This is a genomic window from Streptomyces sp. 4F14 (assembly GCF_048159485.1).
Lineage (GTDB): Bacteria > Actinomycetota > Actinomycetes > Streptomycetales > Streptomycetaceae > Streptomyces.
Map to the genome: position 1 here is coordinate 14990 of NZ_JBLRVY010000005.1, position 12298 is coordinate 27287.

Annotated in this window: 14 protein-coding genes; 8 read left to right on the forward strand and 6 right to left on the reverse strand. The window is 70.1% G+C overall.

All coding sequences use genetic code 11. The annotated features are described in order from the left end of the window. Positions 1-7: 7 nt before the first annotated feature. From ACLZOT_RS09515 to ACLZOT_RS09525, 3 genes are all read left to right on the forward strand, one after another. The gene (locus ACLZOT_RS09515) at positions 8-472 is read left to right on the forward strand and encodes a sec-independent translocase (protein ID WP_416968341.1); all 465 of its coding nucleotides are present in this window, start codon (positions 8-10) and stop codon (positions 470-472) included. Between the two features lie 123 nt (positions 473-595). Continuing rightward, positions 596-1255, forward strand: coding sequence for a hypothetical protein (locus tag ACLZOT_RS09520; RefSeq protein ID WP_416968342.1), 660 nt, complete (start codon positions 596-598; stop codon positions 1253-1255). 215 nt (positions 1256-1470) lie between these two features. Beyond that, entirely contained in the window at positions 1471-1881 is a 411-nt protein-coding gene (locus ACLZOT_RS09525) for a hypothetical protein (RefSeq protein ID WP_416968343.1), read from the forward strand. Positions 1882-1889: 8 nt separating this feature from the next. Here the strand turns inward: ACLZOT_RS09525 and ACLZOT_RS09530 are convergent, their stop codons facing one another. From ACLZOT_RS09530 to ACLZOT_RS09540, 3 genes are read right to left on the reverse strand one after another with little or no spacing between them, the layout of a single operon-like run. Beyond that, positions 1890-3023, reverse strand: coding sequence for an Mrp/NBP35 family ATP-binding protein (locus tag ACLZOT_RS09530; RefSeq protein ID WP_416968344.1), 1134 nt, complete (start codon positions 3021-3023; stop codon positions 1890-1892). Positions 3024-3065: 42 nt separating this feature from the next. Next, the gene (locus ACLZOT_RS09535) at positions 3066-3608 is read right to left on the reverse strand and encodes a DUF1003 domain-containing protein (RefSeq protein WP_416968345.1); all 543 of its coding nucleotides are present in this window, start codon (positions 3606-3608) and stop codon (positions 3066-3068) included. Continuing rightward, positions 3598-4881 (reverse strand): magnesium transporter MgtE N-terminal domain-containing protein, encoded by a 1284-nt coding sequence (locus ACLZOT_RS09540; protein WP_416968346.1) that lies wholly within the window; start codon positions 4879-4881, stop codon positions 3598-3600. Before ACLZOT_RS09540 ends, ACLZOT_RS09535 begins: the two co-directional genes overlap by 11 nt. Before the next feature lie 175 nt (positions 4882-5056). Here ACLZOT_RS09540 and ACLZOT_RS09545 point away from each other — a divergent pair, with 175 nt between their 5' ends. Further along, positions 5057-5779: a hypothetical protein gene (locus ACLZOT_RS09545; RefSeq protein ID WP_416968347.1), complete on the forward strand. Its 723-nt coding sequence runs from the start codon at positions 5057-5059 to the stop codon at positions 5777-5779. 22 nt (positions 5780-5801) lie between these two features. Here the strand turns inward: ACLZOT_RS09545 and ACLZOT_RS09550 are convergent, their stop codons facing one another. Together ACLZOT_RS09550 and ACLZOT_RS09555 are read right to left on the reverse strand one after the other, a co-directional pair. Next, positions 5802-6302, reverse strand: a complete 501-nt coding sequence (locus tag ACLZOT_RS09550; protein ID WP_416968348.1) for a hypothetical protein — start codon at positions 6300-6302, stop codon at positions 5802-5804. 10 nt (positions 6303-6312) lie between these two features. Beyond that, positions 6313-7452, reverse strand: coding sequence for a magnesium and cobalt transport protein CorA (locus ACLZOT_RS09555; protein ID WP_416968349.1), 1140 nt, complete (start codon positions 7450-7452; stop codon positions 6313-6315). Between the two features lie 412 nt (positions 7453-7864). Between ACLZOT_RS09555 and ACLZOT_RS09560 the strand changes: the two genes are divergently transcribed. Beyond that, a complete protein-coding gene (locus tag ACLZOT_RS09560; RefSeq protein WP_416968350.1) occupies positions 7865-8452 on the forward strand; it encodes a suppressor of fused domain protein in 588 nt (195 codons plus the stop codon). 35 nt (positions 8453-8487) lie between these two features. Here the strand turns inward: ACLZOT_RS09560 and ACLZOT_RS09565 are convergent, their stop codons facing one another. Beyond that, positions 8488-9726, reverse strand: a complete 1239-nt coding sequence (locus ACLZOT_RS09565; protein WP_416968351.1) for an MFS transporter — start codon at positions 9724-9726, stop codon at positions 8488-8490. A gap of 156 nt (positions 9727-9882) precedes the next feature. Between ACLZOT_RS09565 and ACLZOT_RS09570 the strand changes: the two genes are divergently transcribed. The 3 genes from ACLZOT_RS09570 to ACLZOT_RS09580 all read left to right on the forward strand — a co-directional run bounded on the left by ACLZOT_RS09570 (position 9883) and on the right by ACLZOT_RS09580 (position 12242). Continuing rightward, a complete protein-coding gene (locus ACLZOT_RS09570) occupies positions 9883-10524 on the forward strand; it encodes a DUF6758 family protein (RefSeq protein ID WP_416968352.1) in 642 nt (213 codons plus the stop codon). Positions 10525-10653: 129 nt separating this feature from the next. Continuing rightward, on the forward strand, positions 10654-11511 hold the full coding sequence (locus ACLZOT_RS09575) for a PHP domain-containing protein (protein ID WP_416968353.1): 858 nt from the start codon (positions 10654-10656) through the stop codon (positions 11509-11511). 125 nt (positions 11512-11636) lie between these two features. Continuing rightward, the gene (locus ACLZOT_RS09580) at positions 11637-12242 is read left to right on the forward strand and encodes a MarC family protein (RefSeq protein ID WP_416968354.1); all 606 of its coding nucleotides are present in this window, start codon (positions 11637-11639) and stop codon (positions 12240-12242) included. Positions 12243-12298 lie beyond the last annotated feature (56 nt).

Here is a 12298-nt window from a genome sequence, read left to right on the forward strand (position 1 = left end):
GCTTCAGGTGTTCAATGACATAGGACCGCTTGAGCTGGTGACCCTCGCAGTCCTGGCCGTGCTCATCTTCGGTCCGGACAAGCTCCCCAAGGTCATCCAGGACATGACGCGGACGATCCGCAAGATCCGCGAGTTCTCGGAGAGCGCCAAGCAGGACATCCGTACGGAGCTGGGTCCCGAGTTCAAGGACTTCGAGTTCGAGGACCTGAACCCCAAGACGTTCATCCGCAAGCAGCTCGACAGCGATGAACTGGGGCTGAAGGAGATCCGCAACGGGTTCGACCTGAAGAAGGAGATGGCGGAGGTCACCGACGCGGTGCACAGCACGGCCGAGGCCGCCGCCACGCCGCTGCCCTCCGGCAAGGTCGACATGAGCAAGCCGGACACCGCCACGCCGGACGCGCCGAAGACCGACCTCACGAAGAAGCCGGACACCGACAACCGGCCCCCCTTCGACTACGACGCCACCTGAGCCGTACGCCCGGGCGCTCACCCGGGTGGATATGCTGCCGAGTTGTTGTGCGGACCTGACGTGTGCGCCCGAAGGGGGGGCGGGCCGTACGGGTCCGCCGAGAGCGAGGAGGCGTCCGGGCACATGGAGACGACGAGTCGAGCGGTCGCGCAGGCGCCGGTCGCGGAGGGCGGACAACCCGTTCCCGCGGCCCGGCGTACCGTCGACGGCTTCCTGGAGGCGGCCTTTCCCTGGTACGGCCTCGATGAGGCGTACACGGGGCGCCGGTGGCTGATGCAGGTCGGTACGGCCGCCGACGGCGCGGTCGAGCACGGTTCCATCGGACACGGCGACGAGCCGTCCGTCCGCCACGAGACGGCCGGTGAGGACCGGGGCAAGTTCGCGGTCGTCGTCACGGTCGCCGCGAACCCGTCCCGGAGGAGTGCCGACGGTACGGGCCTCCTGGAGGCCACCTCGGTCTCCTCCGCGGCCTGGCTCGCCGGTGTCGGCCTGCTGTCCTTCACCTGGCCCGGCCAGATGGACCACAGCCTGCGCGACGACTGGCTGGACCAGCAGACGGAGACGGCGTGGGTCCTCGCGGACGACCTCGCCGGCGAGGACTGGTCCACCCTCACCCTCCCCGTGGACGGGGTGCCCACCCCGTTCCACTACCGGGAGTCGGAGTTCGGCTGGGTCCTCGCCGGGTCCACCCAGCAGGGGGTGCACCTCGGGGCGTACGGGCGGGGGATGAGCGCGTACGGGCTGGGCTTCTCGACGGTGAAGGACGTGGAGGAGTACGCGTAGCCGTCCCGTTGTCAGTGCCGGCTCCTAGGGCGTGTTGCGAAAGTCCCGCCTGCCGCCCGACGCCTGGCACGCACTCCCGCCGCACCGGGCGAAACCCCACGTACAACCAGTACGAGGGCTTCCGCCCGGCACGCCGGGAGCACGCACCAGACGCCGCTCGGCCCGCCCTCCGGGCGGACGACGGGACTTTCGCAACACGCCCTAGGGCGGCCGGCATGAGCTGGGACGTGTACATCCTGAGATTCCCGTCCGAACTGACGGGGACGGACGAGCTGCCCGAGGGCTGGGAGCCGCCGAGTCTGGGCACGGGCCGCGAGGTCCGTGCCGTGCTCGCGCGGACGCTGCCGGGCATCGTGCTGGGCGAGGACGGCTGGGGTGACTTCGACGGCCCCGGCGTCTCCCTCAACCTCTCGGTCTCGGGCGCCGGCGACGAGCCGGTCACCAGCGTCGCCCTGCACTTCTACGGCGGCGGCCCGGCATCGGCCCCCACGGCCCTCGCGGTCGCCGAGGCCCTCACGGCCCGGGCCCTCGACCTCGGCTCCGGTGACTTCCTCACCCCGGACACCGCGAGGTCGGCCCTGGACGCCTGGCGCGGCTACCGCGACCACGTCCTGGGCCGGCCATGACCCGGCGCCTAGAACTTGTTCCGCGGCGTGATCCCCAGCGACAGCCCCGAAAGGCCCCGCTGACGGCCGCCCAGCTTCCCCGCGATCCCCCGCAGCGCGGACCCCGCCGGGCTGTCCGGGTCGGTCAGGACGACCGGCTTGCCCTCGTCGCCGCCCTCGCGCAGGCGGACGTCGATCGGGATGGAGCCCAGCACCGGGACCGTCGCGCCGGTCGTCCGGGTCAGGCCGTCCGCGACCCGCTGCCCGCCGCCCGTGCCGAAGACGTCGACCATGTCGCCGCAGTGCGGGCAGGGAAGACCGGCCATGTTCTCGACGACGCCGACGATCTTCTGGTGGGTCTGTACGGCGATGGCGCCCGCGCGCTCGGCGACTTCGGCCGCCGCCTGCTGAGGCGTCGTCACGACCAGGATCTCGGCGTTGGGGACGAGCTGGGCGACGGAGATCGCGATGTCGCCGGTGCCCGGGGGAAGGTCCAGGAGCAGGACGTCCAGGTCGCCCCAGTACACGTCCGCCAGGAACTGCTGGAGCGCCCGGTGCAGCATCGGCCCGCGCCACACGACCGGCGCGTTGCCCGGCGTGAACATGCCGATGGAGATGACCTTCACGCCGTTTGCGGACGGCGGCATGATCATGTTCTCGACCTGGGTGGGAAGCCCGTCCGCGCCGAGCATGCGGGGCACGGAGTGGCCGTAGATGTCCGCGTCGACGACACCGACCTTCAGCCCGTCGGCGGCCATCGCGGCGGCGAGGTTCACCGTCACCGACGACTTGCCGACACCCCCCTTGCCGGAGGCGACCGCGTACACGCGCGTGAGGGAGCCCGGTTTCGCGAACGGCACCTCGCGCTCGGTCTGGCCGCCGCGCAGCGCCGTCGCCAGCTCCTTGCGCTGCTCGTCGCTCATGACGTCGAGCGTGACGTCGACCCGGGTGACGCCCTCGACCGCCGCGACCGCGTCCGTCACGCGCTGCGTGATCGTGTCGCGCATCGGGCAGCCGGAGACGGTCAGGTAGACGGCCACCGCGACCGCGCCGTCCGAACCGATCTCCACCGATTTGACCATCCCCAGCTCGGTGATGGGCCGGTTGATCTCGGGGTCGTTCACCGTCGCCAGTGCCTCGCGCACCGCGTCTTCGCTAGCCATACGACGATGGTACGGCGCCTCACAGGGCGCCCTATACGCCCCTCAGCGGTCGTCTACGTCACGCACAGGTGACCGTTCCGCCGGGAATACGCCCTGCGCGTCCAGCTCCTTGACGAGGTCCTGGAGTTCCGACCTGATCCAGTCCCTGGTCGCGACCTCCCCGAGCCCGATCCGCAGCGCGGCGATCTCCCGCGTCAGGTACTCGGTGTCCGCGATCGACCGCTCGTTCTGCTTGCGGTCGAGTTCGAGGTCGACCCGCGCCCGGTCGTCCTGCCGGTTCTGCGCGAGCAGGATCAGCGGAGCGGCGTACGACGCCTGGAGCGAGAGCATCAGCGTCAGGAAGATGAACGGGTAGTTGTCGAACCGCAGATCCTTGGGCGCGAAGATGTTCCACAGCACCCACAGGATGATGACGACGGTCATCCAGACGATGAACCGCCCGGTCCCCAGGAACCGCGCGATCCGCTCCGACAGCCGCCCGAACGCCTCCGGATCCCACTCCGGCAGCAGCCGCCGCCGCTGCGGACGAGGCTGGTCGAGCCGTACGCGCGGGCGCGCGCCGGTGGACGTCTTCTCAGGCGTCATGACCGACCGCCTCCTCCCCGGAGTCGAACTCCGTCTCCCGCCAGTCCTGAGGCAGCATGTGGTCCAGCACGTCGTCCACGGTCACCGCGCCGAGCAGCGACCCCGACTCGTCGACGACGGGCGCCGCGACCATGTCGTACGTCGCGAAGAACCCGGCGACGACCGGCAGCGCGGCGTCCGGGTCCAGGGGCCGCAGGTCGTCGTCGATGATCGAGCCGACGAGCGTGTACGGGGGGTCGCGCAGCAGGCGCTGGAAGTGGACCGTGCCCAGGTACTTGCCGGTCGGCGTCTCGTCGGGCGGGCGGCAGACGTACACCTGGGCGGCGAGCGCGGGGGAGAGGTCCGGTTCGCGGATGCGGGCCAGCGCGTCGGCGACGGTCGCGTCCGGGCGCAGGACGATCGGCTCGGTCGTCATCAGGCCGCCCGCCGTGTGCTCCTCGTACGTCAGCAGGCGCCGCATGTCCGCCGCGTCGTCCGGCTCCATCAGCGACAGCAGCCGCTCCTGGTCCGCCTCCGGCAGCTCCGCGAGGAGGTCCGCCGCGTCGTCCGGGTCCATCGCCTCCAGGACGTCCGCCGCGCGCTCCTCCTTCAGCTTCCCGAGGATCTCGATCTGGTCGTCCTCCGGGAGCTCTTCGAGTACGTCCGCGAGGCGGTCGTCGTCGAGAGCCGCCGCGACCTCGCCGCGCCGCTTCGCCGAGAGGTGGTGCAGGACGTTCGCCAGGTCCGCCGGGCGCAGCTGCTCGAACGTCGCGAGGAGGTTCTCGGCGCCCTGCCCCTCCTCCTCCAGCGAGATGCCGTCGATCGCCGCCCACTCGACGGTCACCGCCTCGCCCTTCGCCCGGCGGAACGCGCTCGCCGGCCTCCCCTTGCGCAGGAAGACGCGGCTCACGTCCCACTCCCGGCGGGCGGTCAGCTGCTGCACGGACAGGTCGAGTACGGTCGCCTCCTCGCCGGTCTCCGCGAGCGTGACCCGGCGGTCGAGGAGCTCGCCGAAGACCAGGCGCTCCGTGGGACGCTGCTCGAACCGGCGGACGTTCAGGACGCCGGTCGTCAGGACCTGGCCCGACTGCACGCCCGTCACCCTCGTCATCGGCAGGAAGATACGGCGGCGCGTCGACAGCTCGACCACCAGGCCCAGCAGCCTCGGTGCTCTGCGGTTCGTGCGCAGCATCACGACCAGGTCGCGGACCCGGCCGACCTGGTCGCCGTTCGGGTCGAAGACGGCGACACCGGAGAGGTGCGAGACGAAGATCCGGGGGGCGCCGGCTGCCATGACTGAGGTTCCTTTGCAATGGTCCGGAATGTCGGCTCGGGAGTGCTTAAGGCTAGCCCGTCCCGATCGGATACGCCCTGGTGAGGGGTACGGAAGGACTGCGTCCGCCGGGTCTTCACGACCCCGGTACGCTGCCGTACGCCCCGCATGCCCTCGTCGAAAGCGAGTGTCTTTCGTGACCGCGACCTCTCCGGCCCGCAACCGCACCGCGCTGCTCGGGGCGGTGTGCGCGATCGCCCTCGGGGTGAGCGGGTGCGGCGAGGATCCCGACGCGGGGACCAACGGGGTGGGGAAGCTCGGCGCGGACAAGATCCAGGCGCAGGCGAAGGAGGCGGCGTCCAAGGTCGACGCCGTACGGCTCGCCGGGAGCGTCGTGACCAGCGGGCGGACGTACCGGCTCGACATGCGGCTCAAGAAGGACGGGGGGACGGGGTCGGTCTCCGTCGCCGGGACCACCTTCCAGCTCCTGCGGGTCGGCGAGGCGCTCTTCCTCAAGGCCGACGCCGAGTTCTGGAAGCAGGACGGCGACGCGACCGCCGCGGCCGGCAAGCTCGACGGGAAGTACGTCAAGATCCCGGCCGGGGATCCCTCGTACACGAAATTCAGCGGCTTCACTGACAAGGACCTCCTCCTCGACGGCCTGCTGACACTTCACGGCGCCCTCTCCAAGGACGGCCACCACGAACAGGCGGGTACCCGCACGATCAGGATTACGGGCGACAAGGGGGGCGGCGGCACGCTCGACGTCTCCCTGAAGGGGGAGCCGTATCCCTTGCTGCTCCAACGGGCGGGCAGTGCCGGGTCGTTGGCGTTCTCCTCGTGGGGGCAGGACTTCACGCTCGCGGAGCCGTCCAAGGACGAGACGGTGGACTACGGGAAGCAACTGCCTGCTTCTTGACGGGGGTTGCTTCTTGAGGGGGCTACTTCCGTTTCTTGAACAGCAGCCTCGGTACTCCTGCCGGGATCGGTTGCCTCGTCGTCGCCGGGGTCGGGACCGGGGGCGCCGCCAAGTCGCCTTCCGGCATGGGCGATGTCTCGCCGGTGGGTTCGAGGCGGAGCAGCCTGCACTCCCTCGCCCAGCGGTCCACCATCGCCTCGCCGTCCGGGGCGTTGAGGCGTTTGGTCTTCAACTCCGTTACCGCTGCGGCGTATTCGTCCGTGCCCGGCTGTACGTGGACGACCCTCGCCGCCCATGTCACCAGCCGGCCCCCCTTGTCCTTGCTGCGGACCGTCACCTCCGCCGTGTCCCCGTCCGCCAGCCCGGTCAGGGGCTGTTCACCGGGGCCGTCGCCCAGGACGTGGGCCGCGCCCTCGTGCCAGGCGTGCCAGAGAGGGCGGGCGGCGGCGGTGCCTCGTACCCAGATGAGGCCCGACTTCTTCGTGGCCTCTTCGACCAGGGCCCGGTCCAAAGGGGTCGTCATGGCCGCAAGCCTAGAGCCAGCCGTTGCGCTTGAGGGTGCGGTGGATGCCGAAGCACATGGTCACGATGATGACCATGACCATGGGGTAGCCGTACTTCCAGCGGAGTTCCGGCATGTGGTCGAAGTTCATGCCGTAGACGCCGCAGACCATGGTGGGGACGGCGATGATCGCGGCCCACGAGGTGATCTTGCGCATGTCCTCGTTCTGGGCGACGGACGCCTGCGCCAGGTTGGCCTGGAGGATGGAGTTCAACAGCTCGTCGAATCCGAGGACTTGTTCCTGGACGCGGGCCAAGTGGTCGGCGACGTCGCGGAAGTACTTCTGGATGTCGGGGTCGATCAGCCGCATCGGGCGCTCGCTCAGGAGCTGCATGGGGCGCAGGAGCGGCGACACGGCCCGCTTGAACTCCAGTACCTCGCGCTTGAGCTGGTAGATCCGGCTCGGGTCGGTGCCGCGCGGCGAGCCGTTGCGGCCCGGCGAGAAGACCTCCGTCTCGACCTCGTCGATGTCGTCCTGGACGGCGTCGGCGACGGCGATGTACCCGTCGACGACGTGGTCGGCGATGGCGTGCAGGACGGCCGAGGGCCCCTTCGCGAGCAACTCGGGGTCGTCCTGGAGCCGGTGGCGCAGCGCCCGCAGGGAGCCCTGCCCGCCGTGCCGGACGGTGATGACGAACTCCTTGCCGGTGAAGCACATGACCTCACCGGTCTCCACGACCTCGCTGTTCGCGTCGAGTTGCGCGTGCTCGACGTAGTGGATGGTCTTGAAGACGGTGAACAGGGAGTCGTCGTACCGCTCCAGCTTGGGCCGCTGGTGCGCCTGCACGGCGTCCTCGACGGCGAGCGGGTGGAGCCCGAACTCGCTGGCGATACCGGCGAATTCGGCCTCGGTCGGCTCGTGGAGCCCGATCCACACGAACCCCCCGTCGCGGCGCACCTGGCGCATCGCCTCGTGCGGGGTGAGGGACCGGTCGTACTGGACACGCGCCCCGTTCCGGTAGACCGCGCAGTCGACGACGGCGGACGGCGTCGCGGGGTCGCGCGTCGCGTCGTAGGCGCCCGTCTGGGCCGTGTCCTTGCCGACCTTGCGCAGGGACGTGACGCGGGACGGGCGGACCACGGCGGCGCGCAGGTCACGGATCATGGACATGGCAGGGCTCCTTCGCATCGGTGACGAAAAGGCCACGACCGACGGGTGGAACTGCCCGGAATGAGGACGTCCTGAGCGTTGGGATGTTTCGCACGTCCACAAAGCGGGGAGCACCGCACCGTCGCGGCGGCTTACTTCAGGGAGATGAAACGAAGTGCTCTTCCGCAGCGGGAAAGGAAAGGCGAGGACGCTGTCGCGTCAGCGGCGGGAAGAGCGAGTGGTACTGCCCGGGTGACTTCGATCCATGACAGCCCCACCTCCTCCGGCCGGTCCCTCGTAAGGGAGATCCTGGTCGGCCGGGCTTGATACGCGTGCTTCTGCAAGCTGCCCGGAACGACTCGGCAAGAGTAGCAGCAGACAGAAGTGTCAAGGTGCTGCTTTGCCCCGTACTGACGAGTTCTATGCTCGCGACATGGCTGATGTTCTTCCTCTGGTCGAGGCCCGGTTGCTCACCGCGCTGGGCGAACCGGACGCGCGCGCGGCGGTCACCTTCCTCGGCACCGACCGCGTCGAGGTCCTCCGCTTCCGCAAGGAGGACGGCATCGTCCGCTACGCCACGCTCGGCATGTCCGCGAGCCCCATGACCGACCCCACGGGCATGCTCGCCGACCCCCTCAAGGGACCCCGCGCGGAGCTGCTCCTCTCGGTGCGCGGCGGGCTCGCCGACACCGACAAGGTCCTCCGCCCGCTCGCCGTCCTCGCCGCGTCCCCGCAGGTCGAGGGCGTCGTCGTCGCCCCCGGCGCCTCGCTGGACGTGGGCGAGCCCCTGTGGCCGGGCGCCCCCTTCACCTCCGTACTCGTCGCCGAGCCCGGCGGTCTCGTCGAGGACCTCGAACTCGACGCCCCCCTCGACCCCGTGCACTTCCTCCCCCTCCTGCCGATGACCCCCAACGAGGCCGCGTGGAAACGCGTGCACGGCGCGCAGGCGCTCCAGGAACGGTGGCTGACGAACGGGACGGACCTCCGGGACCCGGCCCGGAGATCCGTCCCGCTGGACTGAGTTGGTACGTGACCTTGGAGTGACTCAACTCACCGTCAGCTCGCGAAGACGGTGACCGAATCCCGCGTCGCGTGCGCGGTCTCCAGCTCCTCCGCGTCGTGCGTCAGCGCCTTGCGCCGTACGACCACGACCCCCGCCCCGATCACAGCTGTCACCGCCGCCACCACGAACGGCATGTGGATGTCGGACCACTCCTCGATCTTCGGCGCGAAGTACGGCGCCGCCGCTGCCGCGAACCAGCGGACGAAGTTGTAGCCCGCGCTCGCCACCGGGCGCGGGGCGTCCGAGACGCCGAGGGCCAGCTCCGTGTAGACGGTGTTGTTGACGCCGATGAACGCGCCGGACAGGACCGTGCAGACGATCGCCGTCAGGTGGTCGCCGTACCCGAGCGCCAGGACGTCCGCCGCGAGCAGCACCAGCGAACCGCCGAGCACCTTCAGCGAGCCGAACCGGGCCTGCAGGCGCGGGGCGACGACGACCGAGAACAGCGCGAGCAGCAGACCCCAGGCGAAGAACACGGCACCCGATTTGTACGGCGTCATGTCGAGGACGAACGGCGTGAAGGCCAGGACCGTGAAGAACGTGTAGTTGTAGAAGAACGCCGAGACCGCCGCCGAGGCGAGCCCGCCGTGGCCGAGGGCCTTCAGGGGGTCGAGGACCGACGTCTTCTTCGCCGGCTTCGGCTGCTCCTTCAGGAACACGCTGACGCACAGGAAGCCGACGGCCATCAGGAACGCCGTACCGAAGAACGGGTAGCGCCAGCTCGCGTCGCCCAGGAGCGCGCCGAGCAGCGGGCCGCAGGCCATGCCGAGGCCGAGCGCCGACTCGTACAGCAGGATCGCCGCCGCGCTGCCGCCCGCCGCCGCGCCGACGATGACCGCGAGGGCCGTCGAGACGAACAGGGCGTTGCCGAGGCCCCAGCCCGCGCGGAAGCCGACGAGTTCGGCGACCGAGCCGGAGGTGCCGGCCAGCGCCGCGAACAGGACGACCAGGGCGAGGCCGAGCAGCAGGGTCTTCTTGCCGCCGATGCGGCTGGAGACGAAGCCGGTGATCAGCATCGCGAACGCGGTGATCAGGAAGTACGACGTGAACAGGAGGGAGACCTGACTCGGCGTCGCCTCCAGGCCCTTGGCGATCGACGGGAGGATCGGGTCGACCAGGCCGATGCCCATGAACGCGACGACCGAGGCGCCCGCCGTCGCCCAGACCGCCTTCGGCTGCTTCAGGAGGCCGCCCGCGCCCGCGTCGAACGGGTCTGTGCTGTCGTCCTTCATCTCCTGTAGTCCCTCCGGACGTGGATAGTTGGTATTTACATACAGTAAGTTAGATCGGCTAATAAATGCAAGCTACATCTACTTGGGTGGGCCCCGTTTCCCGGATGGGTGATCGTCGCTTGACGCGGGCCGGTGGGGGTAGGACCGTTGGGCCCTATGAGGGGCGAACCCAGTTGCCCGAAGTGTGGTGGCCGGGTCCGGGCTCCCGGTCTCTTCGCCGATTCCTGGCAGTGCGCTGACCATGGCACGGTGCATCCGGTCCAGCCTGTGATCCCGCCCAGCGTCGAGGCCCTCGGCGTGGTGGTGCACCGCACCCAGGTGCCCGTGTGGATGCCGTGGCCGCTGCCCGTGGGGTGGCTGTTCACCGGCGTCGCGTGCGCCGGGGACGACCGCAGCGGGGGGCGGGCCACCGCCGTCGCCTGCACCGGCCCCGGGCCGCTCGGCGGGCTCGGCGAGCTGATCCTCGTCGCGGAGGAGCTGGGGGTGGGGCTGGGGGCGCGGTACGCGGGCATCGACGGGCCCGATCCCGGCCCGCACCTCGACGTCGAGAAGCCCCCGCAGGCCAAGGTCCTCGCCGCCGGGCGGCCCACACCGTTGTGGCATGTCGCCGAGGCGCCGGACGACCGGGCCGTCTTCGCGGGGGAGGCGCTCGGGATGTGGCTGTGGGCCGTGGTGTGGCCCGAGCAGTCGGGGATGCTGATGTACGACGAGCTGGTGCTGACGGATCTGCGGGACGCGGGGGCGGAGGTGGAGATGGTGCCGTGCGGGGCGTTGTCGCCGCGGTTGTTGGGGCCGTGAGGGGGAGTGCGGGTCGGTGAGGGGTGTGGGTAAGGGGTGCCTCTGGAGTTGAGGTGTGACAATCGCACTCTTCCGGACGGTTATCCTTGGATCGCCCCCGTCCCGTCACGCGCCCGTCTGGAGTAACTCGTGCGTATCGACCTGCACTGTCACTCCACCGCCTCCGACGGCACGGACACCCCCGCCGAACTGGTCCGCAACGCGGGCCTCGCCGGGCTCGACGTCGTCGCCCTCACCGACCACGACACGACCCGCGGATACGGCGAGGCCATCGCCGCGCTCCCCGAGGGGCTGACCCTCGTCACCGGCGCCGAGCTGTCCTGCCGTGTCGACGGCATCTCGATGCACATGCTCGCCTACCTCTTCGACCCCGAGGAGCCCGCGCTCCTCGCCGAGCGCGAACTCGTCCGCGACGACCGGGTACCCCGCGCGCAGGCGATGGTCGCCCGGCTCCAGGACCTCGGCGTCGACGTCACCTGGGAGCAGGTCGCGCGCATCGCCGGGGACGGGTCCGTGGGGCGTCCCCACGTGGCCGCCGCCCTCGTCGAGGCCGGTGTCGTGGCGAGCGTCGGCGACGCCTTCACCGAACAGTGGCTCTCCGACGGGGGCCGCGCGCACGTCGCCAAGCACGAGACCGACCCCTTCGAGGCGATCCGGCTGGTCAAGGCGGCCGGCGGCGTCACCGTCTTCGCCCATCCCGGCGCCAGTAAGCGAGGGCTCACCGTCCCCGACTCCGCCATCGCCGAGATGGCCGCCGCGGGGCTCGACGGCATCGAGGTCGACCACATGGACCACGACCCCGGGACCCGGGCCCGCCTGCGGGGGCTCGCCCGGGAGCTGGGGCTCCTCGTCACCGGGTCCAGCGACTACCACGGCAGCCGCAAGACGTGCGTGCTGGGTGAGTACACGACCGACCCCGAGGTGTACGGCGAGATCACGCGCCGGGCCTGGGGCGCGTTCCCGGTGCCGGGGGCCGGGGGAGCCTGAGGGCCAGGGCTGCCGGTGAGGCGTGAACGGCGTGTGCCGTCGCCTCGCCGTCGCTGCCTCCTGCCCTGAAGCCCCGCCCTGACGTCCACCTCTCTCCTTCACCTCTCCCCAAGGCTCCTCCACCCATGTTCGACGTCGCTGTCTTCGGCTCTCTCTTCCTCACCCTTTTTGTCATCATGGATCCCCCCGGGATCACGCCGATCTTCCTCGCCCTCACCTCCGGGCGGCCCGCCAAGGTGCAGAAGCGGATGGCGTTCCAGGCGGTGTGTGTCGCCGGTGGGGTGATCACGGTGTTCGGCCTGCTGGGCCACCAGATACTTGACTATCTGCATGTCTCGGTGCCCGCATTGATGATCGCGGGCGGTCTGTTGCTTCTGTTGATCGCGCTGGATCTGTTGACGGGAAAGAGCGACGAACCGAAGCAGACCAAGGACGTCAATGTGGCGCTCGTGCCGCTGGGGATGCCGCTGCTGGCCGGGCCCGGGGCGATCGTGTCGGTGATCCTCGCCGTGCAGAAGGCGGACAGCGTCGCCATGCAGGTGTCCGTGTGGTGCGCGATCCTCGCGATCCACGTCGTGCTGTGGCTGGTGATGCGGTACTCGCTGCTGATCATCAGGTTGATCAAGGACGGAGGCGTCGTACTGGTGACGCGCCTCGCCGGGATGATGCTGTCGGCGATCGCGGTGCAGCAGATCATCAATGGGGTTGTCCAGGTGGTCAACGCATCGTGAACCCCGTACACGCAGAGCCCCCGTACGGTGTCGGCACCGTACGGGGGCTCTGAAGT

Bases quoted from the DNA above. Each gene is read 5' to 3' on its own strand.
- ACLZOT_RS09520 (WP_416968342.1), top strand. From the start codon at position 596: ATGGAGACGACGAGTCGAGCGGTCGCGCAGGCGCCGGTCGCGGAGGGC.
- ACLZOT_RS09525 (WP_416968343.1), top strand. From the start codon at position 1,471: ATGAGCTGGGACGTGTACATCCTGAGATTCCCGTCCGAACTGACGGGG.
- ACLZOT_RS09530 (WP_416968344.1), bottom strand. From the start codon at position 3,023: ATGGCTAGCGAAGACGCGGTGCGCGAGGCACTGGCGACGGTGAACGAC.
- ACLZOT_RS09535 (WP_416968345.1), bottom strand. From the start codon at position 3,608: ATGACGCCTGAGAAGACGTCCACCGGCGCGCGCCCGCGCGTACGGCTC.
- ACLZOT_RS09540 (WP_416968346.1), bottom strand. From the start codon at position 4,881: ATGGCAGCCGGCGCCCCCCGGATCTTCGTCTCGCACCTCTCCGGTGTC.
- ACLZOT_RS09550 (WP_416968348.1), bottom strand. From the start codon at position 6,302: ATGACGACCCCTTTGGACCGGGCCCTGGTCGAAGAGGCCACGAAGAAG.
- ACLZOT_RS09555 (WP_416968349.1), bottom strand. From the start codon at position 7,452: ATGTCCATGATCCGTGACCTGCGCGCCGCCGTGGTCCGCCCGTCCCGC.
- ACLZOT_RS09560 (WP_416968350.1), top strand. From the start codon at position 7,865: ATGGCTGATGTTCTTCCTCTGGTCGAGGCCCGGTTGCTCACCGCGCTG.
- ACLZOT_RS09565 (WP_416968351.1), bottom strand. From the start codon at position 9,726: ATGAAGGACGACAGCACAGACCCGTTCGACGCGGGCGCGGGCGGCCTC.
- ACLZOT_RS09570 (WP_416968352.1), top strand. From the start codon at position 9,883: ATGAGGGGCGAACCCAGTTGCCCGAAGTGTGGTGGCCGGGTCCGGGCT.
- ACLZOT_RS09580 (WP_416968354.1), top strand. From the start codon at position 11,637: ATGTTCGACGTCGCTGTCTTCGGCTCTCTCTTCCTCACCCTTTTTGTC.